The 25,260-nt window shown below is 64.6% G+C and carries 23 protein-coding genes; 18 read left to right on the forward strand and 5 right to left on the reverse strand.

Translation table 11 applies throughout. The features are described from left to right. Positions 1-33 precede the first annotated feature (33 nt). The 13 genes from rnhA to VK98_RS02320 all read left to right on the forward strand — a co-directional run bounded on the left by rnhA (position 34) and on the right by VK98_RS02320 (position 14,443). The gene (gene rnhA, locus VK98_RS02260) at positions 34-477 is read left to right on the forward strand and encodes a ribonuclease HI (RefSeq protein WP_048412483.1); all 444 of its coding nucleotides are present in this window, start codon (positions 34-36) and stop codon (positions 475-477) included. A gap of 70 nt (positions 478-547) precedes the next feature. Continuing rightward, positions 548-1,267, forward strand: a complete 720-nt coding sequence (gene dnaQ, locus VK98_RS02265) for a DNA polymerase III subunit epsilon (protein WP_048412484.1) — start codon at positions 548-550, stop codon at positions 1,265-1,267. Beyond that, complete coding sequence (gene ispD, locus VK98_RS02270) at positions 1,264-1,947, forward strand: 2-C-methyl-D-erythritol 4-phosphate cytidylyltransferase (protein WP_048412485.1); 684 nt, start codon at positions 1,264-1,266, stop codon at positions 1,945-1,947. The genes dnaQ and ispD overlap by 4 nt, the downstream gene beginning before the upstream one ends. Before the next feature lies 1 nt (position 1,948). Further along, complete coding sequence (gene ispF / locus VK98_RS02275; RefSeq protein ID WP_048412486.1) at positions 1,949-2,425, forward strand: 2-C-methyl-D-erythritol 2,4-cyclodiphosphate synthase; 477 nt, start codon at positions 1,949-1,951, stop codon at positions 2,423-2,425. A gap of 118 nt (positions 2,426-2,543) precedes the next feature. Further along, complete coding sequence (gene rpiA / locus VK98_RS02280; protein ID WP_048412487.1) at positions 2,544-3,203, forward strand: ribose-5-phosphate isomerase RpiA; 660 nt, start codon at positions 2,544-2,546, stop codon at positions 3,201-3,203. Between the two features lie 142 nt (positions 3,204-3,345). Beyond that, complete coding sequence (phoU, locus tag VK98_RS02285) at positions 3,346-4,047, forward strand: phosphate signaling complex protein PhoU (RefSeq protein ID WP_048412488.1); 702 nt, start codon at positions 3,346-3,348, stop codon at positions 4,045-4,047. A gap of 191 nt (positions 4,048-4,238) precedes the next feature. Beyond that, positions 4,239-5,732, forward strand: a complete 1,494-nt coding sequence (gene ppx, locus VK98_RS02290) for an exopolyphosphatase (RefSeq protein WP_275899872.1) — start codon at positions 4,239-4,241, stop codon at positions 5,730-5,732. Between the two features lie 7 nt (positions 5,733-5,739). Beyond that, a complete protein-coding gene (gene corA / locus VK98_RS02295) occupies positions 5,740-6,819 on the forward strand; it encodes a magnesium/cobalt transporter CorA (protein WP_048412489.1) in 1,080 nt (359 codons plus the stop codon). Between the two features lie 1,025 nt (positions 6,820-7,844). Then, entirely contained in the window at positions 7,845-8,435 is a 591-nt protein-coding gene (locus tag VK98_RS02300) for a fimbrial protein (RefSeq protein WP_053077185.1), read from the forward strand. A gap of 188 nt (positions 8,436-8,623) precedes the next feature. Beyond that, positions 8,624-9,361 (forward strand): molecular chaperone, encoded by a 738-nt coding sequence (locus VK98_RS02305; protein ID WP_048412490.1) that lies wholly within the window; start codon positions 8,624-8,626, stop codon positions 9,359-9,361. Between the two features lie 54 nt (positions 9,362-9,415). After that, positions 9,416-11,959 (forward strand): fimbria/pilus outer membrane usher protein, encoded by a 2,544-nt coding sequence (locus tag VK98_RS02310; RefSeq protein WP_048412491.1) that lies wholly within the window; start codon positions 9,416-9,418, stop codon positions 11,957-11,959. 23 nt (positions 11,960-11,982) lie between these two features. After that, positions 11,983-13,167, forward strand: a complete 1,185-nt coding sequence (locus VK98_RS02315; RefSeq protein ID WP_048412492.1) for a fimbrial protein — start codon at positions 11,983-11,985, stop codon at positions 13,165-13,167. Between the two features lie 205 nt (positions 13,168-13,372). Next, positions 13,373-14,443 carry a fimbrial protein gene (locus VK98_RS02320; RefSeq protein ID WP_197082937.1) on the forward strand — a complete coding sequence of 357 codons (1,071 nt, stop codon included), beginning with the start codon at positions 13,373-13,375 and terminating at the stop codon, positions 14,441-14,443. Between the two features lie 155 nt (positions 14,444-14,598). On the opposite strand, the gene VK98_RS02325 is transcribed toward VK98_RS02320, so the two are convergent. Together VK98_RS02325 and pncA are read right to left on the reverse strand one after the other, a co-directional pair. Next, positions 14,599-15,504, reverse strand: a complete 906-nt coding sequence (locus VK98_RS02325) for an S-adenosyl-l-methionine hydroxide adenosyltransferase family protein (RefSeq protein ID WP_082158723.1) — start codon at positions 15,502-15,504, stop codon at positions 14,599-14,601. 232 nt (positions 15,505-15,736) lie between these two features. After that, positions 15,737-16,369 carry a bifunctional nicotinamidase/pyrazinamidase gene (gene pncA / locus VK98_RS02330; protein WP_156187735.1) on the reverse strand — a complete coding sequence of 211 codons (633 nt, stop codon included), beginning with the start codon at positions 16,367-16,369 and terminating at the stop codon, positions 15,737-15,739. A gap of 142 nt (positions 16,370-16,511) precedes the next feature. On the opposite strand from pncA, the gene VK98_RS02335 reads away from it, so the two are divergent. The 4 genes from VK98_RS02335 to VK98_RS02350 all read left to right on the forward strand — a co-directional run bounded on the left by VK98_RS02335 (position 16,512) and on the right by VK98_RS02350 (position 19,898). Continuing rightward, the gene (locus VK98_RS02335) at positions 16,512-18,869 is read left to right on the forward strand and encodes a heavy metal translocating P-type ATPase (protein WP_048412494.1); all 2,358 of its coding nucleotides are present in this window, start codon (positions 16,512-16,514) and stop codon (positions 18,867-18,869) included. A 47-nt stretch (positions 18,870-18,916) separates the two neighbouring features. Continuing rightward, on the forward strand, positions 18,917-19,126 hold the full coding sequence (locus tag VK98_RS02340) for a heavy-metal-associated domain-containing protein (protein ID WP_019102750.1): 210 nt from the start codon (positions 18,917-18,919) through the stop codon (positions 19,124-19,126). Between the two features lie 107 nt (positions 19,127-19,233). Beyond that, positions 19,234-19,542 (forward strand): type II toxin-antitoxin system HigB family toxin, encoded by a 309-nt coding sequence (locus VK98_RS02345; RefSeq protein WP_048412495.1) that lies wholly within the window; start codon positions 19,234-19,236, stop codon positions 19,540-19,542. Continuing rightward, positions 19,539-19,898, forward strand: a complete 360-nt coding sequence (locus VK98_RS02350) for a type II toxin-antitoxin system HigA family antitoxin (RefSeq protein WP_048412496.1) — start codon at positions 19,539-19,541, stop codon at positions 19,896-19,898. Before VK98_RS02345 ends, VK98_RS02350 begins: the two co-directional genes overlap by 4 nt. A gap of 43 nt (positions 19,899-19,941) precedes the next feature. Here VK98_RS02350 and VK98_RS02355 read toward each other — a convergent pair whose 3' ends face one another. The 3 genes from VK98_RS02355 to VK98_RS02365 all read right to left on the reverse strand — a co-directional run bounded on the left by VK98_RS02355 (position 19,942) and on the right by VK98_RS02365 (position 23,114). Next, positions 19,942-20,262 (reverse strand): DUF190 domain-containing protein, encoded by a 321-nt coding sequence (locus tag VK98_RS02355; RefSeq protein ID WP_048412497.1) that lies wholly within the window; start codon positions 20,260-20,262, stop codon positions 19,942-19,944. Positions 20,263-20,280: 18 nt separating this feature from the next. Beyond that, entirely contained in the window at positions 20,281-21,048 is a 768-nt protein-coding gene (locus tag VK98_RS02360) for a 3',5'-cyclic-nucleotide phosphodiesterase (RefSeq protein WP_048412498.1), read from the reverse strand. A 173-nt stretch (positions 21,049-21,221) separates the two neighbouring features. Then, positions 21,222-23,114, reverse strand: coding sequence for a M14 family metallopeptidase (locus VK98_RS02365; RefSeq protein ID WP_048412499.1), 1,893 nt, complete (start codon positions 23,112-23,114; stop codon positions 21,222-21,224). Positions 23,115-23,327: 213 nt separating this feature from the next. Between VK98_RS02365 and VK98_RS02370 the strand changes: the two genes are divergently transcribed. Then, on the forward strand, positions 23,328-25,193 hold the full coding sequence (locus VK98_RS02370) for a S9 family peptidase (RefSeq protein WP_231589191.1): 1,866 nt from the start codon (positions 23,328-23,330) through the stop codon (positions 25,191-25,193). Positions 25,194-25,260 lie beyond the last annotated feature (67 nt).

Raw genomic sequence — 25,260 nt, forward strand, 5'->3', positions numbered from 1 at the left:
GCGGGGCGCGAGCCCCGGCAATGACGAGACAGCATGACGACTGAAGACAAGGTAGAGATGTATACCGACGGCGCCTGCAAGGGCAATCCGGGGCCGGGCGGCTGGGGCGCTTTGCTGCGCTTCAAAGGCAAGGAAAAGGAAGTGTGCGGCGGCGAGGCCAACACCACCAACAACCGCATGGAGTTGCTGGCGGTGATCAAGGGCCTGGCCACCCTGAACCGGCCGTGCCGGGTGGTGGTGTACACCGACTCCCAATACGTGCAAAAGGGCATTTCCGAGTGGATACACGGCTGGAAGGCGCGCGGCTGGAAGACCGCGGCCAAGGAGCCGGTGAAGAACGCCGATCTGTGGCAGCAACTGGACGCCGAACGCAACCGCCACCTGCATGTGGAGTGGCGTTGGGTCAAAGGCCACGCCGGCCATGAATTCAACGAACGGGCCGATCAACTGGCCAACCGCGGCGTAGAGCTGGCCTGAGCCGGCCGCGCCCGCCCTTCCTCGGAATTCAGAGCGGCGCCGCCGGCGGCGGCCGTCGCCAGGACAGCGCATGAGACAAATCATTCTCGATACCGAAACCACCGGTCTCGAACACGCCCAAGGCCATCGCATCATCGAATTCGCCGGCCTGGAAATGATCAACCGCAAGCTCACCGGCAAGCATCTGCATCTTTACATCCATCCGGAGCGAGACATCGATCCGGACGCCCAGCGCGTGCACGGCATCTCGCTGGAGTTCCTGGAAGGCAAGCCCAAGTTCCGCGAGGTGGCCGAGGAAATGGCCGACTTCCTGCGCGACGCGGAATTGATCATCCACAACGCGCCGTTTGACGTCGGCTTCCTCAACGCCGAGTTCGAACGGGTAGGCCTGCCGTCGATCAAGAACCTGTGCGCCAATGTGATTGACACCCTGCGCGAGGCGCGCGACCAGTTCCCCGGCAAGCGCAACAGCCTGGACGCCTTGTGCGACCGCTTCGAGATCGACCGCTCCAACCGCACCTTGCACGGCGCGCTGGTGGACTGCGAACTGCTGTCCGAAGTCTATCTGTGGATGACCCGCGGCCAGGAAAGCCTGGTGATGGACATCGACGTCGATCTGCCCGGCGGCCAGCACGGCGCGATGGATTTCGAGCGCAAGCCGCTGATCGTCAAGCGCGCCAACGAGCAGGAGCTGGCCGATCACCAGAGCTATCTGAACGATCTGGACAAGTCGGTGAAGGGCCGCTGCCTGTGGCGCAGCCTGGAGACGCCGGCCGGAGAGGGCGCGTGAGCCGCTATCTGGCGCTGGTGCCGGCCGCCGGCCACGGCAGCCGCTTCGGCGCGCCCAGCCCCAAGCAATACCTGCAACTGAACGGCAGGCCCTTGATGTGGCACACCCTGCAGGCATTGGCCGCGGTGCCCGCGGTCGAGGCGGTGGCGGTGGTGATTTCCCCCTGCGACGAGTGGTTCGACGATTTCGATTGGGACATCCCCAAGCTGCAAGTGCTGCGCGTGGGCGGCGTCAGCCGCGCCGAAAGCGTGCGCAACGGCCTGGAGGCGCTGGACTGCGAGGCAGACGACTGGGTGCTGGTGCACGACGCCGCGCGCTGCTGTCTGACCGCGGACGCGGTGGAACGGCTGCTGGCCGAGGTGGGCGACGACCCGGTGGGTGGCCTGCTGGCGCTGCCGGTGCCGGACACCGTCAAGCGCGCCGACGCCGAGCAGCGCGTGGCGGTCACTGTCTCGCGCGCCGGCCTGTGGCTGGCGCAAACCCCGCAGATGTTCCGTCACGGCAAATTGCGGGAAGCGCTGCAAGGCGGCGACCTGGCGGACGTGACCGACGAGGCCTCCGCGATAGAGCGTTGCGGCGGCAAGCCGCGGCTGGTGGAGGGCGACGCCCAGAATTTCAAAGTGACTTATCCGCGCGATCTGGCCTTGGCGCGCGCGGTGCTGGCGGCAAGAAAGGATTGATATGTTTCGAGTTGGACAGGGCTACGACGTGCATCAGCTGGTGGCCGGCCGGCCGCTGATTCTGGGCGGCGTGCTGATTCCGCACGACAAGGGCCTGCTGGGCCACTCCGACGCCGACGCCTTGCTGCACGCGATCACCGACGCGCTGCTGGGCGCGGCGGCGCTGGGCGACATCGGCCGCCATTTCCCCGACACCGCCGCCGAATTCAAGGGCGCGGACAGCCGCGCGCTGCTGCGCGAAGCGGTCAAGCGCGTGCGCGCCGCCGGCTGGCGGCCGGTGAACGTGGACAGCACGCTGATCGCGCAGCAGCCCAAGCTGGCTTCGCACATAGACGCGATGCGCGCCAACGTCGCCGCGGACCTGGGCCTGGAACTGGACGCGGTCAACGTCAAGGGCAAGACCAACGAGAAGCTGGGCTATCTGGGCCGCTGCGAGGCGATAGAGGCGCAAGCCGTCTGCCTGCTGGCGCCGGCGTGAAACCGGGCCGCACCGCGGTGCGCGGCTCGAGATTCTAGATTGATGACAGGTGTCTGGCGGACCGCCCCGTGCCATAATCCGCCCGGCGCAATACCATCCCAACACAGGAGGCATTACCATGTTGACTCAGGACCAGCTGAAGCTTGCCGTGGCCAAGAAGGCCATTGAATTCGTGCCGGACGATTGCATCGTCGGCGTCGGCACCGGCAGCACCGTCAATCTGTTCATCGAAGAGCTGGCCGCGATCAAGGGCCGCATCCGCGGCGCGGTGTCCAGCTCCGACGCCTCCACCGCCCGCCTCAAGGCCCACCACATCCCGGTGTTCGACCTCAACGAAGTGGATTCGCTGCAGGTCTACATCGACGGCGCCGATGAAATCAACCACCACCTGCACATGATCAAGGGCGGCGGCGCCGCGCTGACCCGCGAGAAGATCGTCGCCAGCGTGGCCGAGCAGTTCATCTGCATCGCAGACGAAACCAAATACGTCGCCATGCTGGGCGGCTTCCCGTTGCCGATCGAAGTCATCCCGATGGCGCGCAGCTATGTGGCGCGCGAGCTGGTCAAGCTGGGCGGCCACCCCGAGCTGCGTCAGGGCGTGACCACCGACAACGGCAATGTGATCCTGGACGTGCACGGCTTGAAAATCCAAAAGCCGGTGGAGCTGGAAGAGATCATCAACCACCTGGCCGGCGTGGTCACCTGCGGTCTGTTCGCGCGCCGCCGCGCCGACGTGCTGGTGTTGGGACGTCAGAGCGGCGTCGAAGAAATCCGTTAACGGCCAGTGCAAAGTCCCGACGGCGCATGCCTGCCTCTGAACAGGCTTGCGCCGCCCGCGGGCGGGCAGATGAATTGTCACATCGTCGTCATCTGCCCGCATTAACATAGCGTTTTTTGACAGGTTTTGGTTTGGGGCAGACATGGCAGAGCATATTTCCAAACAGTTCGATATGGAGCTGGAAACCATCCGCACCCGCGTCCTGCAGATGGGCGGACTGGTGGAGCAGCAGATTTTGTCCGCGGTGGAAGCCCTGCTGGCCGGCGACATTGAAAAGCTGGACAAGGTGATTGCCGAGGACGCGCTGGTCAACGCGATGGAAGTCACCATCGACGACGATTGCCTGCACATCATCGCCCGCCGCCAGCCGGCCGCCAGCGACCTGCGCATCGTGTTCACCGTGATCAAGGTGATCACCGATCTGGAGCGCATCGGCGACGAAGCCAAGAAGATCGCGCGCATGGGCAAGACCATCTATCAGTCGGAGCGCTACCAGGTGCCGCGCTTCCGCGAGATCGAGAAAATGGCGGACGTGGCGCTGGGCATGCTGCGCCGCGCGCTGGACGCCTTCGCCCGGCTGGACACCAGCGCCGCGCTGGAACTGGCCGAAGCCGACCAGGAGCTGGACGAGGACTTCGCCGCCGAACTGCGCCAGCTGATCACCTTCATGATGGAAGACCCGCGCACCATCAGCATGTCCATCGACACCCTGTTCATCTCCAAGGCGATCGAGCGCATCGGCGACCACGCCACCAATATTTCCGAATACGTGGTCTACCTGGTCAAGGGCAAGGACATCCGCCACACCACGCTGGAAACCAAGAAGCGCGAAACCCTGGGCTGAGCCCGGCCGCGCCGGCCACGGCGACTGGACATGACGGTTTGACTAAAATGGCGGTAACATTCGGTGTTGCCGCCATTGTTGCGTCCGGCGTCCATGCCAGTCCCGGCGATCCAAACTGACGATGAATCCCCCCCGTTGCCGCCGGCGCCGCCGCGCGGGCGCGGGCCCTGACAAAGAGAGAAGGGGTGTCTTTGACACTGACCACGCCCCCCAACAACGTGCTCGCCACCATCGATATGGGCTCCAACAGCTTCCGCCTGCAAGTGTCGCGGGTGGTGGACGACCAGCTGTACGCGCTGGACGTGATGAAGGAGACCGTGCGCCTGGGCGCCGGGCTGACCGCCGACAAACAGCTGGACCAGGAAACCCAGGACAAGGCGCTGGCCTGTCTCGCCCGCTTCGGCGAGCGCCTGCGCGGCTTCACCCCGGCGCAAGTGCGCGCCGTGGGCACCAACACCCTGCGGGTGGCCAAGAACGCGGCGGACTTCATCGCCAAGGCCGAACCGCTGCTGGGCTTTCCCATCGAAGTGATCGCCGGCCGCGAAGAAGCGCGGCTGATCTATCTGGGCGCCGCCCACTCGCTGCCGGACACCAAGGAAAGGCGCATGGTGGTGGACATCGGCGGCGGCTCCACCGAATTCATCATCGGCAGCCATTACAAGGCGCTGGTCACCGAAAGCCTGCCCCTGGGCTGCGTCAGCTACACCTTGCGCTATTTCGGCGACGGCAAGCTGACCCAGGTCAATTTCCGGGACGCCATCCTGGCCGCGCGCAATGAGATCCAGCGCATCGCCCACCAATACCAGCGCGAGGAATGGCAGCTGGCGGTGGGCACCTCCGGCACCGCGCGCTCCTTGCGCGACGTGCTGGAAATCAACGACTGGAGCACGGCCGACATCACCCTGGCCGGCATGGAAAAGCTCAAGGCGCTGCTGATCCGCCAGGGCAGCATCGCCGCCATCGACGTCAACGGCCTCAAGGCCGACCGCGCGCCGGTGCTGGCCGGGGGCCTCGCCATCATGATCGCGGTGTTCCAGGAGCTGGCCATCGACAAGATGACGGTGGCGGAAGGCGCTTTGCGCGACGGCGTGCTATACGATCTATTGGGCCGCCAGCGTGAAAAGGATATGCGCGATACCACCGTCACCCAGTTCAAGCGCCGCTACCATGTGGACACCGCCCAGGCCGAGCGCGTCACCGCGCTGGCCGAGCGCCTGTACCGGATGGTGGCCGGCGAGGACGTGGACCAGGCCATGCTCAAGCGCCTGCTGTGGGCGGCCAAGCTGCACGAGATCGGGCTGACCATCTCGCACACCGCCTATCACAAGCACTCCTCCTACATTCTGCAGCACGCCGACATGCCCGGCTTCTCCAAGCGCGAGCAGGCCACGCTGGCCGCCATCGTGCTGGGCCACCGCGGCGACATGGGCAAGATGCGCCAGTACATGGAAGACGCCAGCCTGTGGCAGGCGGTGGTGGCGCTGCGGCTGGCGGTGCTGTTCCACCGCAGCCGCAACAGCATCGCGCTGCCGGAAATGCTGGACCTGCGCCAGCACGCCACCGGCTTCGCGCTGACGCTGAACAAGGTCTGGCTGAAAGGCAGCCCGCTGACCGCCAGCGGCTTCAAGCAGGAGATCGGCCAGTGGAAGAACGTCGGCTTCGTGCTCGACATCGTGCAAGTGTGAGCCGCCCATGCGCCACGCCACGCTGAAAAAACGCATACCCACGCTGGGCGAGGCGCCCGGCACCCTGCTGTCGGTGGGCGAGGCCAAACTGCCGGAGGCCTCGATCTCGCTGTTCGAATACGGGCCTGAGCAATTGCAGGAAACCGTGTTCCAGACCGTGGCGGAGGGCCTGGCCCATCAGCCCGGCGGCGGCGTGCTGTGGCTCAACGTCTACGGCCTGCACCAGCCCGAGGTGATGCGCGCCATCGGCCAGCGTTTCGGCCTGCACTCCCTGGTGCTGGAAGACATCATGAACGCGCGGCAGCGCCCCAAGGTGGAGGACTACGGCGATTACCTGTTCGTCGCCAGCCGGGTGTTCGACTATCACCAGCACAGCGAAAACGGGGCGGGGCGTTTGCTGTCGGACCAGATCTACCTGGTCATCGGCCGCCGCTTCGTGCTGAGTTTCCAGGAGCGTCCCACCGGCGTGTTCGAAGAAGTGCGCGAACGGCTGCGCCGCGGCCGCGGCCTGCTGCGCCACAAGGACGCCGACTACCTGGGCTACTCCTTGCTGGACGCGATGATAGACGACTACTTCGGCGTGCTCACCGAGTTCAACGAAAAAGTGGAGCGCATGGACACCATGCTGCTGCGCGGCCGCGACCAGGGCGTGCTGCTGCAGATCCAGCGGCTGAAGCGCGACTGCCTGAAGTTGCGCCGAGCGCTGATGCCGATGCGCGAAATGCTGATCTCGCTGAACCGCGGCGAACACGGCTTCTTCAAGCCGGAGACCCTGGTCTATCTGCGCGACGCCTACGACCACACCATGCATGTGATCGAATCGCTGGAAATGTCGCGCGAGATGGTGGGCGACATGCTGGACCTTTATCTGTCCACCCAGTCCCATAGGCTCAACCTGCAAATGCGGGTGCTCACCGTCTTGACCATGATCTTCATGCCGCTGACGCTGATCGCCGGCATCTACGGCATGAACTTCGAATACATGCCGGAACTGAAATGGCATTACGGCTATCACCTGGTGCTGGTGGCGATGCTGGGCATCGCCGGCGGGCTGGGGTGGTTGTTCTGGAAGCGGCGCTGGCTTTAAGAACCCGGTCAAAGTCCGCTGCGCGTCGGCGATACGGCGTTGAAACCGGCTTCGAAATGCTCATGTACCACTTGTACATTCCGCTTTCTCAACCGGTTTCGCCTTGTCTCGCTCTAGCTCGCTAGACTTTGAACAGGTAGTAAGAACCTGTCTGCCATCCGCTGCGCGTCGGCGATACGGCGTTGAAACCGGCTTCGAAATGCTCATGTACCACTTGTACATTCCGCTTTCTCAACCGGTTTCGCCTTGTCTCGCTCTAGCTCGCTAGACTTTGAACAGGTACTAAGAACCTGTCTGCCATCCGCTGCGCGTCGGCGATACGGCGTTGAAACCGGCTTCGAAATGCTCATGTACCACTCGTACATTCCGCTTTCTCAACCGGTTTCGCCTTGTCTCGCTCTAGCTCGCTAGACTTTGAACAGGTACCAAGAACCTGTCTGCCATCCGCTGCGCGTCGGCGATACGGCGTTGAAGCCGGCTTTGAAATGCTCATGTACCACTTGTACATTCCGCTTTCTCAACCGCAAGGCCTTGTCGCGCTCTGGCTCGCGAAACTTTGAACAGATTCTTAAGGTGGCGCGTTCCTGACAGGAGCGTCAGCTTCCGTATCCGGCCGGGCCCGCCAGCCTGGCCTTGAACAGCGCGCGCTTTCCCGGCGCCCGCCGTTTTTCCTTTTTCTCTCTCCACCCCCGCCGTGCCGGAGCGCAAGCATCGGGGGGAGTTTCTGCGTCGCCGATTATCCTGATGTCCTTTTGTATTTAAATGCGTTCTTCTTGAATCTTTAAGTCCATCGAAATTCATTTTCCCTATTTATTTATTTTTGTTGATGAAATTGAATGATGTCCATGGTTATGTAGGATCATAACTTTTATGACGTTATTTTAGGACAAATCCTATATTTCAGAACTTATTGAAAACATAGAATCTTCCGCAGATTGTTAGAAAGTTTTGGCATTGGCGCGTGAGCGTCATTCGAATGTCGCGGCTTCATGCTTGCGGCTTTTTCAATCTGTAGGAGGCTTTACATGAAACTATCAAGCAAGAAGCAAGGGAAATTCATTCTGGCGGCGCTGGCAGCTTTCGCCGTCAGCCCGGTATTCGCCGACACCTTGTCCGGTCAGATCGACTTCACCGGCAAAGTGATTTCGGACTCTTGCCGTCTCAGCTCGCCTAATGGCGACGCCACCAGCATCAAGGTGGACATGGGTACGGTGTCGGTGGAGGACATCGGCACAGTGGCCAATCCCAAGTTCACTGGCGCTGGCAGCAAGCAGGTGGATTTCAACATTATCTGCTCCACTGCCAGCAAGGTGACGATGAACCTGGCCGGCACGGCGCCGGAAGTGCTGAGCGGCAACAACATCCTGCGCGTCAACAACGGTACTCAATCGGCGGGCTTCGCCCGAGGCGTGGGCATCGCCGTGTTCGACAGCGCCGTGGCGGCCAATCCCAAGGCCTATGACCTAACCAACGGGATTTTGCTGAAGGAAGACGCTGCCGGTGTAGCTGGCGAGGTCCGCCGCGTCAGCTTTGCCGCCGCCTATGTCACCACCGGGGCGACGCAGGTACCCGGCATCGCCAACGCCAGCCTGCCGTTTACGCTGACTTACGAGTAAAGCGCCGATGCGGCGCCGTCAGGCGCCAAGCGTCTGTTCCGGACCCACGGCATGAGATGGACGGTGCCGTGCGGACGGGATGGGCTCTGTCAGCAAGGAGGGCGGTTTGCCGCTCTCCGTTTCCCTCTCGCGTCCTGGGCCGTACCCGCCGCCTTGGAACCATTGTTGGACATCTCGTGGTCGCACTCATGAAAACCATTTTGTCCCTGGCGCTGACCTTGGCCATCAGCCCTGTCTGGGCCAGCATCGCCCTCAACGGCACCCGCGTCATCTTCGATGGCAAGGATAAGGAGGCCTCCATCGTCGTCAGCAATCTGGGCGAGGAAATTCTGGTCCAGTCCTGGCTGGAGCCGGCGGAAGGCCAGCCGGACGAGCTGCCGTTCGCGGTGACGCCGCCATTGGCGCGCTTGCCGGCCAAGCAGCAGCAACTGCTGCGCGTGTTGTATGAAGGCGCTGGCGCCGAGCCCGAGCGTGAATCGGTGTTCTGGTTGAATGTGCAGGAAATCCCCCAAGCGGCAAAGGGCGACAATGTGCTGCAGCTGGCGGTACGCCAGCGCATCAAGGTGTTCTTCCGGCCACCGGGCCTGGGCAGCGAGGCGGCTTTGCAAGCGCCGGAAGGCTTGCGCTGGAGCTTGCTCCAGGCCGAGGGCAAGCCGGTGCTGCGAGTGGACAACCCCAGCCGCTATCACGTGACGGTGGTGGACTTGAAACTCAAGGCCGGCGCCGGCGATAAAGAGCTGGCCAACGCCTATATGGTGGCTCCGGGCGGCAGCGGGCAATGGTCGCTAAAGCCGTCCGCCGCCGGCGTGCAGCTGCATTACGGCATCATCAACGACTTCGGCGGCCATGTGGAGTACGAAGTGGCGCTGGGCGCCGGCCAGGATGGCCATCCCCGGCAGCGCGCGCCGCGCGTCCCTGGCCCTTGAGTCTGCCGCGCCAGCCCAGGATTGCCGATCCCCTTCTGACTGCAAAGCCCAACCATGCGTAAACGCCCAAACCGCTTGCCCTGGCATAAGCCTTCGCCCCAGCGCCGCTGCGCACTGAAACCCGGCTGCCTGGCCCTGCTGCTGGCGCTGGCGGAACTGGCCCGCGCCGAGGCGATGGAGGGCGGCATGCCGCCCGCGCCCGCCTTGTTGGCCTTCAACACCAACTTCATCAACGGCTCCGGCCGTCCGGCCGACTTGAGCGCGGTGCTGAGCGCCGGCAACGCCTTGTTGCCCGGCAGCTACCGGGTGGACGTGCTGGTCAACGACAACCTGACCGGACGCCGCGACGTCGTGTTCCGGCAACACGCCGCCAGCGGCAAGGTGGAGCCCTGCATCGACGCAGACATGCTGCAAGCCGCCGGCGTGCTGTTGCAACGCCTGAGCCCGCCGCCGGCCGCCGACGACCCGGCCTGCCTGGACCTGCCGGCCTTGATGGAACAGGCGGCGGTGGATTACGACGCCAACCGGCTGCAACTGAAGCTCAGCATCCCCCAGGCCTTCCTCAACCGCAGCGTGCGCGGCTATATCGACCCGGCGCTGTGGGACGAGGGCGTGGCCGCCGCCTACGTCAACTACCAGTTCAGCGGCAATGACAGCCGCAGCAGCGAACCGGACGGCGTCAGCCGCCGCAGCGGCTTCCTCGGTCTGCAGAACGGCATCAATCTGGGCGTCTGGCGCTTGCGCAACGACAGCACCTTAAATTGGGCCGACGGCGAGAAAATGAAGGCGCGCAGCAACCGCAGCGTGCTGCAGCGCGATCTCATCGGCTGGAAAAGCCAGCTGGCGTTGGGCGAGCAATACACCGACTCCACCTTGTTCGACAGCGTGCGCTTCCGCGGCGCGCAGCTGGCCAGCGACGACGCGATGCTGCCGGACGGCGAGCGCGGTTACGCGCCGGTGGTGCGCGGCCAGGCGCAAAGCAACGCGGTGGTGGAAGTGCGCCAGAATGGTTACATCTTGTACCGCGCCAATGTGCCGCCGGGGCCGTTCGAGCTGACCGACATCTTCCCGTCCGGCTCCAACGGCGACCTGGAAATCACCGTCACCGAGGCCGACGGCAGCCAGCGAGTCACGCACCAGACCTTCTCCAGCCTGCCCTTGATGCTGCGCAAGGGGCGCTGGCAGTACAGCGTCGCGCTCGGCGAGTACCAGGGCGGCCAGGATGTCCGCCCCAGTTTGGCCGCCGGCACCGTGGTCTACGGCATCGGCGACAATAGCACCGTGGCCGCGGGCTTTCAGTTCACGCCCAACTTTCAGGCCGTCAACCTGGGCGTGGGCACCAATACCCCGCTGGGCGCTTTGTCGCTGGACCTCACCCAGTCCGGCAGCCGGGTCCGGGGCGAGCGGCAGCAGGGGCAGAGTTTGCGGCTGCTGTACGCCAAGACCTTCACCCGCACCCTGACCAACTTGACGCTGGCCGCCTACCGCTATTCCACCTCCGGCTACCGCAGCTTCAACGACCACGCCAACGATCTTGCCGGCAACAGCCAGGGGCAGTTCGGCCGCAGCCGTTCGCGCATCGACCTGACCACCCAGCAAGACCTGGGCCGCGAGCGCCGTTTCGGCAGCCTGTATCTGAACCTGAGTCAGCAAAGCTATTGGGGACAGAGCGGCAGCACCGGCAGCGTGGGCCTGGGCTACGGCAACAACTGGAAACTGCTGGGCTACAACTTCACCTTCAGCCAGAACCGCGACAGCCGGCCCGGCGGCCGCAACAGCAATCAGGTGATGCTGACCTTCACCGTGCCCCTGGGGGCCAAGCCGCGCTCGCCGCGGCTGTACTCCAACCTCAGCCATACCTCAGGCAGCGGCTCCACGCTGCAAACCGGCGTCAGCGGCTATCTGAGCGAGGCCACTTCCTACTCGGCGCAGCTGGGCCACACCGGCCGCGACGGCAGCACCTCGGGCAGCTTCAGCGTCAACCACAACGCCGACTTCATGCAGCTGAGCGCGGCCTATAACGCGGGACGCCAGTACCACTCCACCAATATCGGCGCGTCCGGCGCCATCGTCGCCCACGGCGGCGGCGTCAACCTGAGCCGCACGGTGGGCGACACCTTCGCGCTGTTGCAGGTGGACGGCGTGTCCGGGCCGCCGTTGCGAACCGGCGCCGGCGGCGAACTGGGACGCAACGGTTACGCGGTGCAGCCGTATGCGCAGCCTTACCGCGTCAACACCCTGAGCCTGGACACCCGTCAGCTTGGGGCCGACGTGGAGATGGAGGACACGGTCAAGCTGGTGGTGCCGCGGCGCGGCGCCGTGGTCAAGGGCGTGTTCAAGGCCCGGCGCGGCCTGCGCGCCCAGTTCACCCTGTTGCGGCCGGACGGAGCGCCGGCGCCGTTCGGCGCCAGCGTGGAGGACGGCGACGGCAAGCCGCTGGGCATCGTCGACCCCAAGGGCCGAGTGCTGACCTTGCTTAAGCAGGAAACCGGGCGGATGACGGTGAAATGGCGCGATGGCCAGTGCGTGGCGGACTACCAGCTGCCGTCGGCCAAGCCCGGCCAGTATTACCAGCGACGGATCCTTAGCTGCAACTAGATCGAAACGAGAAGGCGTAAGAGATGAAGCGGGAAGTGAAACCAATAGAGGCCGGTTTGTCGGGAGGTAGGCAAGTTCAACGCGGGCTAAAGCGGGTTGTTGGCCAGGGGGGGCTGCTGCTGGCTTTGCTGTGGATCAGCCTGCCGGCCCAGGCCAAGATCAGCCGTTGTGACGATAGAGCCATTCTCTCCAATGTGACCGAGGTGCCTGGCGTGCCGCTCAGCAGCGCCTCCAAGGCCGGCGATGTGTTGCATAGGAGAATTTACGCCATTTCGGTGGGCTACACCGTGATCAACCCCGTCAACAATGACCGGATGCGCATGGGCGCGGGGTGGACTGGTCCTCCTGACTCCAGTCGATTCGACACGCACCCCGTTCTTCCGGGGCTGGGCATTCGCTGGCGTCACTTTGAAGGCGGTTTTGGCGGCCGGATCATCTACAGTGGCAATGATCATGCCAATACCTGGGCCCGGGGTGATGATTTTCCGCAGGCTGCGGGCAGCTACAGCAAGCAGGAGTATTTTGTGCAGGAATTCGTGCTGACCGACCCCAAGCTTTATCAAGGGGGAACGGTGCTGATCATGCCGGCCGGTTTTTATATTATTGCGCATGGCACCGGCAGCGGCGCGAGCCAGGATGTGTCCAAAGGCTGCAATGATTCGTCCCTGCTGGGGAGCGTGAAGAACCCCAAACTGGTTTACGCTTTCATCCTAGATAATTGGAGCGGCGGCACGCTGCCGCCTCTGCCCAAGCCTAGTTGCAAGGTGTCGTTGAGCTCGCAGCGGCAAGGCGTTGCGATGGACTCGATCAAGGTCTCCGGCCTGAAGCGCAAGGATGATGTGTCCCAGGGGCGCGTGTCGTTCAGCATCCGGCTGGAGGACTGTGCGATCAACGCCAAGCCGTCGATCAATTTCACGGATGCGGGCACTCCTTCCAATACCAGCCATACCTTGTTCGCCAATAACGTAAATGTCAGCGGCAGCGCCAAAGGACTAGGGGTGCGGTTGCGCCGCAATGGTCAGACCGACCTGTACTTTGGTCCGCCGGACAGCAGCGACAGCAGCCGTCGCATCCCACTGGGCACCGCCAACAGCGATACGCCGGTGCTGACGCTGGACCTGAACGCCCACTACGTCCGCACCACGGATGCGGCGATCCAGCCGGGCGCTTTCTCTGCGACGGCCACGTTTGTCGTGTCCTATCCCTAGCTCGCGGCTTTCCTGAGATGCCTCGGCATTTTCGCGTGGCCGGCTATGGCCCTTGTTTGCGCCGGGCATTGACGTGGACGACAGGGATGAAGCAGGAGAGGAAGGCGCGCTGAAAGGATGGCGCGCCGGAACGGGGCTCGGCCTTTTCAGAGCAGGCCCGTCTAAGTGGTGGAGTTTGCAATGTGACGGAATGGAGCGTTGGCTAATGAAACAAACCCGAATCTGGTTGAGCGCCGGCCTTGTATCGCTGATGTTGCTTCTGGGCGACATGGCCCGCGCCGGGGCATGCGAGCCGGTCGACAATGCGCAGAGATTCAGTTTCGCCTTCAACAGGGTGTTTGCCACGCCGGAGGAAAACGCCACTGACGCCTTGTATCCCAACGCCTATGAATGGAACCTGGGACGCTTGTACTCCGGACGCTGCGCCTGCTCAGGCAGCACATTGCCGGGTGGCGTCTATTTTACGACTCGGACTTCGCTGGCCAAGGGCATGAGCCGGGGGGTGAACGGGGTCAATGTTCAGTTTTACGAGATCAACCGCAACCTGCAGCTGGGCACTGAGATTTATCTTGCTGGGCTGGTGAAGGCCTTTAAACCGACACCGTGGAGCCGCTTGTTCAATGAAAACACCGGCAGTTTCAATTGCAGTCAGGGCTCAGCGCTGGTGTCCAACTTTGAGACCGGCAGCCGAGGCCGGCTGCACCTGCTGATCAGCCGTCCCTTTGTCGGCGTCATCAATGTGTCGGAATTCAAGGTGTTGGACGTTTTCGGCTCGATGCATGACGCCGGCGCGGAACCGGTCAAGCCACTGGTGGGCCTGTTCATGAGCATGAGCGTGACGGTGCCGCAGAACTGCAAGCTGGCGCCCGGCCAGTCGACCACCATAGACTTTGGCTCGCTGCTGGCATCCCAATTGGCCGTGCCTGGCGGCTCCAGGCAAGGCGCGGTGAGCCGCAGCTTTTACATTCAGTGCACCAATATCTCCGCCGGCGTGCGGGTCAATCTGGCGTTGGAAGGGCGGCCGCACGGCCGGGACGCGCGCTATCTGGAAACCACGCACCAGAACGTGGCGGTGGCGATGGAGAGCGGCGGCAAGCGGGTGCCGCCCACCGTGCCCGGCGCGCTGCCGGGCGGCGATCAGCTGGTTCCGATCGCGCTGGATTACAACAATCTGCGCGCGCTGTTCGATTTGATCGCCTGGCCGGTGAAAATGACGGAGCGGCCGGCGCCGGGCGGCTTCCAGGGCAGCGCCACCTTGAAGTTCGACTTTGAATAGCGGCAGCGCTTAGAGCCTGTTCAAAGTCTCGCGAGCAAGGGCGAGACAAGGCGAAAACAAGCGAAAAAGCGGAATGTACACGTGGTACATGAGCATTTTGAGCTTGTACTCACCGTGCAACACTTCACGAAGCGCAGCAGACTTTGAACAGGTTCTTAGGGCCGGCTCAGCTCCACCGACCACTCCGGCCCGGAACCGATGCCGCGTTTGGCGGCGTAGCTGTCCATATTCAGCGCCAGCGACACGTCCAGCAGGCTGTTCAGGTAGACCAGCGGCTGGCCGCTGGCCACTTCGCCGAAGGTATGGCGGTAGGGCGCCACCACCTCGTCCACCGGCTTGCCCTGTTTGAAGATGCGCACTTTCACCAGGTCGCCGGGGCGGAAGCCCTGGGCTTCGAACAGCTTCTTGGGGATATTGGTCCATACATTGCCGTATTGCGGGTCCAGCACCGGAATCATGCCCTTGATCCGCTCGCTGGCGGCTTCGGCGCGCTGATACGGCAGCTTGACCACGGCGGCGGCCGGCAGCAGCGGGCCCACTTCCTCGAAGCGGATCTTGCCGGCGGCCAGCCGCGCGCCGGTGTAGGCGTAGACGTCGCGGCCGTGGAAGGTGTAGGAGTCCGCCGAGCCTTGCAGGCGGTTGGTTTTCTCGTCGATGCGGCGCAGCTCGGCCACGCCGTCGCGCTCGGCGATCAGGGTCAGCAGGCCGTTGTTGGGATTGACGAAGTAGCGGCCGTCGCGGGTTTTCAGCGCCACCGACTGGCGTTCGGTGCCGACGCCGGGGTCCACCACCGACACGAACACCGTGCCCTTGGGCCAGTAGTTGGCGGTCTGGTATAGCCGGTAGGCGCCGCTCCAGATGTCGTAATCGGGAATCTCGTGGGTCAGGTCGGACAGCGTCAGCTTGGGGTCCACCGAATAGGCGACGCCGCGCATAGCCGACACCGCGCCGTCCTTGAGGCCAAAGTCCGTCATCAGCACCAGCGGCGCGTCCGCGCGCGCCAAGCCGGCCAGCAGCAGGCCGGCGGCGAGCCAGAGGCGGGCGTGTTGGAATAGCTTCATTCTTCTTCTCCTAAAGAACCTGTTTACGATCTGCTGCGCGTCGGCAGGATGGATAGAAAAGGGCGTTGAAAACCTCTTCAGAAATGCTCATGTACCACTCGTACATTCCGCTTTCTCAGCCGTTTTCGCCTTGTCTCGTCTTAGCTCGCGAGATCGTAAACACGTTCTAAGTGTTTTCTTGTGTTCAAAAGGTGGTTCGCGGTCTTGCGGCGCCTGCCAGCGCCGGGTTTGTTTAGACTTCGTCCGAGCGCAGCCGCTGTACGCCGGCGGCCAGCATCTGCGCCCAGGCGCTGCTCAGCGAGCCGTTCAGATTGATGCCGCGGCAGGCGTCGTCCACCACCGTGGTTTCCAGGCCGGCGGCGCGCGCGTCCAGCGCGCTCCAGGCCACGCAGAAGTCGGTGGCGAGCCCGGCCAGCCATACCCGCTTGACGCCGCGCTCGGCCAGATAGCCGGCCAGGCCGGTGGGCGTCTGGCGGTCCGCTTCGACAAAGGCGGAATAGCTGTCCAGCGCCGGATTGCAGCCCTTGCGGATGATCAGCTGGGCAGGGCTGGTGTCCAGGTCCGGGTGGAAGGCCGCGCCGTGGCTGCCGGCCACGCAGTGGTCCGGCCACAGCGTCTGCTCGCCATAAGGCAGCGTGATGCTGTCGAAGGGCTGCGTGCCGGGGTGCTGGCTGGCGAAGGAAACATGTTTGGCCGGATGCCAGTCCTGGGTCAGGATCACCCGATTGAAGAACTGCATCATGTGGTTGATCAGCGGCACGATCTGATCGCCGTCGGCCACCGCCAGCTCGCCGCCGGGACAAAAACTGTTCTGCACGTCCACCACGATCAAAGCGCAATCGTCGCCGTAGCGTTTCAGGGGCATAGCGTTTTCCTGCAAGGGTTCTCAGCCTTTCTTGTTACCACGCGGCCGCCGGCGCGGTAAAGCCCGGCGCTGTGTCAATCGCGAAAAAATGGTTTGCCATATATACCCTGTGGGGGTATATAATTCAGCCCAGGAGGTCATCATGACAGCAAGCACCGTGGATTTGCCGATTGAGGGCATGAGTTGCGCGGCCTGCGCCGCCAGGATTGAAAAACAGTTGAACCGGCTGGACGGGGTGGAGGCGGCGGTCAATTTCGCCAGCGAATCCGCCAAGGTCTCGTTCGACCCGGTCAAAACCCCGCCGCAGACGCTGGTGGACACCATCGCCAAGACCGGTTTCGCCGTGCCGCGCCGGCAGGCGGAGCTGGATATCCAGGGCATGACCTGCGCCGCCTGCGCCGGTCGCATCGAGAAGGTGCTGAACCGGCTGCCGGGCGTGTCCGCCCAGGTCAACTTCGCCAGCGAGACCGCGCGCGTCGATTACGTGGCCGGACTGGCCGACGAGGCGGCGCTGATCGCCGCGGTGAGCCGCGCCGGCTACCAGGCCGCGGCCAAGGCCGGGCCGGGCGACGACACGCTGGCCGCCGAGCACGCGCGCCGCTACCGGCGCGAGCGGCTGTGGTTCGCGTTCTCCGCCTTGCTGACGTTGCCTTTCGTGATCGAGATGGCGGCGATGTTCAGCGGCGGCCACCATGGCTGGCTGCCGCGTTACTGGCAGTTGGCGCTGGCCACGCCGGTGCAGTTCGTCGTCGGCTGGCGCTTCTACAAGGGCGCCTGGGCGGCGCTGCGCGGTGGCGGCGCCAATATGGACGTGCTGGTGGCTCTGGGCACCAGCATGGCCTGGCTGTTGTCGGCGGCGGTGACGCTGCTGGGGCTGGAAGGCCAGCATGTCTATTTCGAAGCCAGCGCCTCGGTGATCACCCTGGTGCTGCTGGGCAAGCTGCTGGAGGCGCGCGCCAAGGGCAAGACTTCGGCTGCGATCGAGGAGTTGATCCGGCTGGCGCCCAAGACCGCCCGCGTCGAGCGCGAGGACGGCCGAGTGGAGGAGGTGGCGGTCACCGCGCTGCGGCAGGGCGACCTGGTGGTGGTGCGCCACGGCGAAACCCTGCCGGTGGACGGCGAGGTGGTGGACGGTGCGGCGGCGCTGGACGAGAGCATGCTGACCGGCGAAAGCCTGCCGGTGGCCAAGCGCGTCGGCGACAGCGTTTACGCCGCCACCCGCAACCAGGACGGCATGTTGAAGGTGCGCGCCACCGGCGTGGGCGGCGACACCCAACTGGCCGAGATCGTGCGCCTGGTCAGCGCGGCCCAGGGTTCGAAAGCGCCGATCCAGCAATTGGCGGACGTGATTTCCGGCGTGTTCGTGCCGGTGGTGGTGGGCATCAGCCTGCTGACCTTCGTCATCACCGGCCTGTGGTTGCAGGATTGGTCGGCGGCGCTGATCCACGCGGTGGCGGTGCTGGTGATCGCCTGCCCGTGCGCGCTGGGCCTGGCCACGCCGACGGCGGTGATGGTGGGCGTGGGCAACGGCGCGCGGCGCGGCATTCTGTTCCGCAACGCCACCGCGCTGGAGCTGGCCAGCCAGGTGGGGGTGTTGCTGGTGGACAAGACCGGCACCCTGACCGAGGGCAAGCCGCAAGTGAAACAAGTGCTGCCGCTGGCGGCGGACGCGGACCTAGTGTTGCAGCTGGCGGCCAGCGTGGAGGCCGGTTCGGAACACCCGCTGGCGCGCGCCATCCTGCAGCAGGCGCAACAGCAGGGCCTGCCCTTGCTGCCGGTCAGCGGTTTCGCCGCCCAGGTGGGGCAGGGGGTGCAGGCGGAAGTGGCCGGCCACGGCCTAGTGCGAGCCGGCGTGCCCGGCTGGCTGGGCGAGCAGGCGCTGAGCGCCGCCTTGCCCTTGCAGCAGGCGGGCAACACCGTGGTGGCGGTGGCGCGCGGCGATGAGCTGCTGGGCCTGCTGGCCATCGCCGACCGCATCCGCCCCAGCTCGGCCCGGGCGGTGGCGCAGTTGCAGCAGATGGGCATACGGGTGGCGATGTTGACCGGCGACAATCCGGTCACCGCCGCCGGCATCGCCGCGGAGGCGGGTATTCGCGACTACCGCGCCGAGGTGAAGCCGCAGGACAAGGCGGCGGAAGTGCGGCGCTGGCAGGCGCAGGGCTTCAAGGTGGCGATGATGGGCGACGGCGTCAACGACGCGCCGGCGCTGGCCGCCGCCGACGTCAGCCTGGCGATGGGCGCCGGCTCGGACGTGGCGATCGAGGCCGCCGACATCACCCTGATGCACGGCGACCTGATGCACGCGGTGGACGCGATCCGGCTATCGCGCGCCAGCCTGCGCAAAATCCGGCAGAATCTGTTGTTTGCCTTCATCTACAACGTGATGGGGATTCCGCTGGCGGCGCTGGGCATGTTGAACCCGGTGATCGCCGGCGCGGCGATGGCGATGAGTTCGGTGTCGGTGGTGAGCAACTCGCTGCTGCTGCGGCGCTGGAAGTAAGGCGGCATCGGGGTGAGGGAAGATTTGAATTTTTTCAGGAGAAAGCAATGTCCGAATTGATCATGAAAGTGGATGGCATGACCTGCCAGGGTTGCGTGAAAAGCGTCAGCGGCGTGCTCAGCGGCATGGCCGGCGTCAGCGAGGCCGAGGTGAGCCTGGAGGCGAAGCAGGCCAAGGTGGTGTACGACGCGGAGATCGTGTCGCCGGAGGAGCTGGCGGCGGCGGTGGAGGACGCGGGCTTCGACGTGACGCGCTGAGGCTGCGGCGCTCAGGGCGAACAGGGCATGGCTTGCGGGCCGTGCCCTGTGTTGTTGGCTAGGCGGCCAAGCTTGTTATGGTCCCATATCGGGACTATCATGCGCTCATGAAGATCATCGCCACTCGCGCCTTGAAGGCTTTTTGGGCGCAACATCCCAATGCCGAGCAAGCGCTGAAAGCGTGGGTGGATGAGGCGAGCCAGGCGTGCTGGGCCAGTCCGCAAGACATCAAGGACCGGTATCGCAGCGCCAGCTTCATCAAGGCCAATCGGGTGGTGTTCAATATCAAGGGCAATGACTATCGCTTGATCGTTGCCGTCGCCTATCGGGTGGGCATCGTCTACATCAAGTTCATCGGCACTCACGCACAGTACGATGCCGTCGATGCCGCCACCGTGGAAATGGAGTCTCCATGAATATCCGTCCCATCCGCAGCGAAGCCGACTATCAGGCCGCGCTCAAGGAGATATCGGCGTTGGTGGAGATCGACCCGGCGGCGGACTCGCCGGAAGGCGAACGTCTCGATATCCTGGCCACGCTGGTCCAGGCCTACGAAGCCAAGCACTTTCCCATCGATTTGCCGGATCCGATCGAGGCGATCAAATTCCGCATGGAGCAGGGCGGTTTGACGGTGGCGGACATGCAGGCTTATCTCGGCAACCGCAACCGCGTCTATGAAGTGTTGAATCGCAAACGGCCGCTCAGCCTCGCGATGATCCGCCGCCTGCATAAAGGCTTGCATATTCCCGCCGAGGTGTTGATCCGCGGTTGAACGATTCGAACCGTCCTCCTTCCCGGTGTGACGGAGCGGGCTCTTATTCCTCCTCCCCCAACACGCCGAACTCCACCGGCGTCTTCACGTAAAACACCCTGATTCCGGCGGCGGCGAGAGCGGCCAGCAGCCGTTCGGCCTCGTCGGCGCCGAGCACCAGCGTGACTTCCTCCGGCTGGTCCGCCAGCTCGAAGAAGTGGGCGGAATGCAGCCGGCGGTGGCGGCCGTAGCCTTCGCTGGCGGCGAACAGCGTGGCGCCGCGGAGGTTCAGCCGCCGCGCCTGTTGCACTATCCATTCCGCCAGCGGCTGGCCGTCGTGGCTGTGGTCCTGCTGGGTGAAGAAAGAGAGTTGATAGCCTTGCATGGCGCGGGTCTCCGGCGGCTACAGTTCGATCAGCATGCCTTCGCGCAGCGGGCAGACGCGCAGGCCGTTCGGGTACTCCGAGCGCAGCTGTTCCAGCAGGTGTTCGCGGCAGCCGGGGTCGATGTGGCTGATCCACAGATGGGTGTTGGCCGGCAGCAGCGGCAGGAAGGGCAGCAGCAGCATGGGCGTCATATGGCCCTGGCGCGCGGCTTCGCCCTGGCGCTCGTCGGTATAAGTCAGCTCGCAGATCACATCGGTCAGCGAGGGCACATTGGCCACCCATTGCCAGAAGGCCGGGCAGGGGCCGCTGTCGCCGCTGAAGGCCAGCGCGCGCCAGCTGCCCTCTATCAGCCAGCCCAGCGCCGGCACGCTGTGATTGGCCGGCAGCGCGGTGGCCAGGCCTTCGCCTATCGGCAGCGCGTAGCCGGGCTCCACCGGCTGCAGCCGCAGCCAGGGCTGTTCGACGCTGGGCTGGCGGGTGTAGTCCGGCCACAGCTCGCCGTTGAACAGATGGGCGCGCAGCGCGTCCAGCGTTTCCTGCTGGCTGTAGACGGTGATGCCGGGGCCGCGGCGGCTGGCGTGGACGTCGGCCAGCAGCGGCAGGCAGCCGCAGTGGTCGGCGTGGCTGTGGGTGAGCAAGACCTGGCGGATGGACAGCATCTCGTCCGCGCGCAGGCTGGTGACGCCGGTGCCGCAGTCTATCAGGGTGTCTTCGTCTATCAGGAAGCTGGTGGTGTGGCCGGGATGGCCGATGCAGGCGGCGGCGCCGAGAACCTTGATGTGCATGGGTTTCTCCTGGTTGCGGCCGTTGACCGGCCGGGCATGGCCGGTCCGCCGCTGCAAACATGGAAACGATCTGCTGCCCGCCCCGCCTTGAGTGGGCGCCTGCGCCGTTAAAGTCCGGCCGGCTTTAATCTATTCATTGTAGACAAGCCGGCGGACGCTTGCGCGGGACGAGCTCAGCGCACGATGCCTACCGGGTAGAGGAAGCGGTTGCTGTCGGCGAATGGCGTCTGCTCATAGAACCAGTTGAGCCGGGCGTTGCGGTCCTTGGCGAACTTGGGATCCTTGAGCCTGGCCTGGAAGGCCTGGCGCAAGGCCGGGCTTTCCGCCAGCATGCGCCGCGCCATCGGTTCCATCACATAGGCTTCCGGCGCTTCCGCCGAGGTGAGGTTGGCGTTGAAGAAGCCCCAGTGCAGGAAGGAGTCTGGGCTGGCCGGCTCCAGCAGCAGCATCGCCAGCGTGCCCAAGGGCTGCTGCGGGTCCACCACCACGGAGCCGGCAGGATAGGTGACTTTGCGCTGCAGCGGGCTGGGCTTGCCGTCTATCAGCAGGCGGCCTTCGTAGCCGGGAATCTTGTCGGCGGATTCGCGGTCCGGTTCGAACGGCGTGCCCAGTTTGATGTCGTCCAGCCGGTAGACAGTGACGTCCAGCGCTTCCGGCCGGCTCAGTTCGCGCAGCTGAATGCCGTGGGCGCGCAGCCGGGCGATCACCTCGTGCCATTGCGCCGGCACCACATAGGCCTTGGGCCGCGCGGCGATCAGGTCCGGCACCGTCAGCGGGGTGATGGGCAGCCGGTAGTCGCGCGGCTGATTGCTCCAGCGCATGATCTTGTCGCCGGTGATAGGGGAGGGCACTTTGTCGAACTTGACGCCCTTGAAGTCCACTAGCTTGGGCTTGCCCTCGGCCTCCTTCCAGCTCAGCGTCACCGGGTCCGGCCGGGCGGCGCGGTCCTTGGCGATGGCGGCGCGCAGGCCGTCGTAATGGCGGGACACGCTGTCGAAGATGGCGCGGTAGAGCACGTAGTTGCCCAACACTTGCTGCTTGTAGGGCTTGAGCGCGTGCAGCTCCACCAGGATGGCGGGGATGCCGCGGGCGTCGGCATACTGGTTGGAGAAGCGGGCCAGATCGCTGTAGTACGGGTAATAGCCCTTGTCGGGGTTCTCGTTGTCGTTCATCGAGATGCAGACATTGGGTTCGTGGCCGTAGCGGCGCAGTTCGCGGTAGACCTCGGGCGTCATCACCCGGTCCATCCAGCGGCTGGATTCGGGCGACCAGCCCTGGCCGTTGTTGCAGTAGGTGACGTCATACTGGTAGTTGACGCCGTCGGTGCTGTGGGTGTCGATGAAGAAGTCCGGCTGGTAGTCGGTGAGCGCGCGCGCCACGTTGCGGATTTCCGGGCTGTCCAGCTTGGTGAAGTCGCGGTTCAGGTTGAGGTTGCGGCCGTTGACGCGCCAGCCGGTCTGCTCAGGTCCGTTCTGGTTGATGCGGCCGTATTTGCCGTAGCGCATGTCGCCGTCCACGTTGACGGTGGGGACGAACAGCAGGTTGACCTTGGACAGCAGCGCGTCGTCGCGGATCAGCAGGTCGCGGATCAGCATCAGCCCGGCGTCCTTGCCGTTGGCTTCGCCCGGGTGGATGCCGGCCTGCACGTAGATCAGCGGCTTGCCGCTGGCGCGCAGGCCCTGCGGCGATTTGTCGGCGGCGGCGGACACCACCGCCATCATCATCTCGCGGCCCTGGTCGGTTTTCTCCGTCATCGGGGCCAGCTTGAGCAGCGCCGGCTTGGCGGCGGCCAGCTTTTGCAGATAGGCGATGGTTTCCGGATAGGCCGGCGTGTGCTGGAAGCCGCTGGCCTCCAGCGGCGTGGCCCACGGGTCGTCCGCCTTGGCGGCGAAGCGCTGGCTGTCGCCCTGCCAGGGGATGTCGGGAGGCAGTACGCGCTGGCGCGCGGCGGACAGGTATTGGCTGTCGTCGACATAGTCCGGCGCGGCCGGAACGGCGTGCGCGGGCGGGCTGAGGTGCAAGGCGGCGAAGGCGGAAACGATGGCGAAGCGTAGCGACAAGTGCATGATGATTATCCTGATTGTCCGAGACCGAAACAGGCTACGCCTGCCCGGCCGGCGCGCGCACGGGCTGTTGCATGGCGGCTTGACCGGGATCAAGCCGGCGGCCGCCGGCGATGCTACAGCGCGATGACGCTGTGGAATAGTCGGTTTCAATATATGCTGACGGCACATTTTGGCTGCAAGCCGGCCAAGATTCAAATCAAAGGGGAAAGCAGAGTGAAGACAGCCATCATCCGTTTGACCGCCGCCGCGCTGCTGTCCGGCACCACGTCCGCCGCGGACATTCCCATGCGCGATTTTTTCCGCAATCCGGAGAAAAGCGGTTTTTCGATCTCGCCGGACGGCATGAGCGTCGCCTACCTGGCGCCGTGGGAGGCTCGGCGCAATATCGTGGTGCGCCGGCCGGGCCAGCCGGAGCGGCGCGTCACCGCGGTGAAGGACCGCGATCTGGCCGGCTATTTCTGGAAGGGCAATCAGCGGCTGGTGTATCTCAAGGACAGCGGCGGGGATGAGAATTTCCACTTGTTCGCCGTGGACCTGGCCAGCGGCGACAGCCGCGATCTGACGCCGTTTCCCGGCGTGCGCGCCGAGATCGTCGACGAGTTGATAGACCGCGACGACGAAGTGCTGGTGGGTCTGAACAAGCGCAATCCGGAGTTGTTCGACGTCTACCGGCTCAATCTGAAAACCGGGGAGCTGAAGCTGGAGGCGGAAAACCCCGGCAAGGTGGTGAGTTGGGACACCGATCACGACGGCAATGTCCGCATCGCCGTCACCTCGGACGGGGTCAACCGCAGCGTGTTGTACCGCGACGAAGCGGGCGGGCCGTTCCGTCCGCTGATGACCACCTCCTTCCGCGACAGCTTCAATCCGCTGTTCTTCACTTTCGACAATCAGCGTTTCTACGCCGCCAGCAATCTGGGGCGGGACAAGAGCGCCATCGTCGAGTTCGATCCCAAAACCGGCAAGGAAGCGCGTCAGATTTACCGCCGCGACGACGTGGACGTGCGCAGCCTGGCGTTTTCCCACAAGCGCAAGGTGATCACCTGCGCCCGTTTCGAGACCGACAAGCCGGGCCGGCGATGCTTCGACGAGAAGAGCGCGGCCTTGCTGGCCAAGCTGGAGGCGCGCTTCCCCGGCTACCAGGTGGACATCCAGTCCGCCGACCGCGATGAAAACCGCTTCGTGGTGGCGGTGTGGAACGACAGGACCCGCGGCCGCAGTTATTGGTACGACGAGGCCGAGGACAAGCTGGAGCTGCTGGCCGAGATCGCGCCCTGGCTGAAAGAGAGCGAGATGGCGGCGATGCGGCCGGTGCAGTACCGCAGCCGCGACGGCTTGTTGATCAACGGCTATCTGACCCTGCCCAAGGGCAAGGAGAACGCCAAGGGCCTGCCGGTGATCGTCAATCCGCACGGCGGCCCGTGGGCGCGCGACAGCTGGCGCTTCAACCCGGAGGTGCAGTTCTTCGCCAGCCGCGGCTGGGCGGTGCTGCAGATGAACTTCCGCGGTTCCACCGGCTATGGCCGCGATTTCTGGCAGGCCTCGTTCAAGCAATGGGGCGGCGCCATGCAGGACGATGTCAGCGACGGCGTGCAGTGGCTGATCAAGCAGGGGGTGGCCGATCCCAAGCGCGTCTGCATCTACGGCGGCAGCTACGGCGGCTACGCCACGCTGGCCGGCATCACCAAGACGCCGGAGCTGTACCGCTGCGCGGTGGACTACGTGGGCGTGTCCAATCTGTTCACCTTCATGACCACCATTCCGCCGTACTGGAAGCCGATGCTGGACATGATGTACGAAATGGTGGGCGACCCGGTCAAGGACAAGGCGATGATGCGCGAGCGCTCGCCGGTGTTCCAGGTGGACCGCATCCAGGCGCCCCTGCTGGTGTTGCAGGGGGCCAAGGATCCGCGGGTCAACATCGACGAATCCAACCAGATCGTCAACGCTTTGAAACAACGCGGCGTGGAGGTGGAATACATGGTCAAGGACAACGAGGGCCACGGCTTCCACAACGAGGAAAACCGCTTCGACGCCTACGGCGCGATGGAGCGCTTCTTCCGCAAGCATCTGGATTGAGCCGGTCCGGCGGAACCGCCCTCGCCGCAAGGCCGGGGCGGTTTTTCACGCTTCCGGCTCGGGGCCG

The organism is Chromobacterium sp. LK11, from assembly GCF_001043705.1.
Lineage (GTDB): Bacteria > Pseudomonadota > Gammaproteobacteria > Burkholderiales > Chromobacteriaceae > Chromobacterium > Chromobacterium alkanivorans.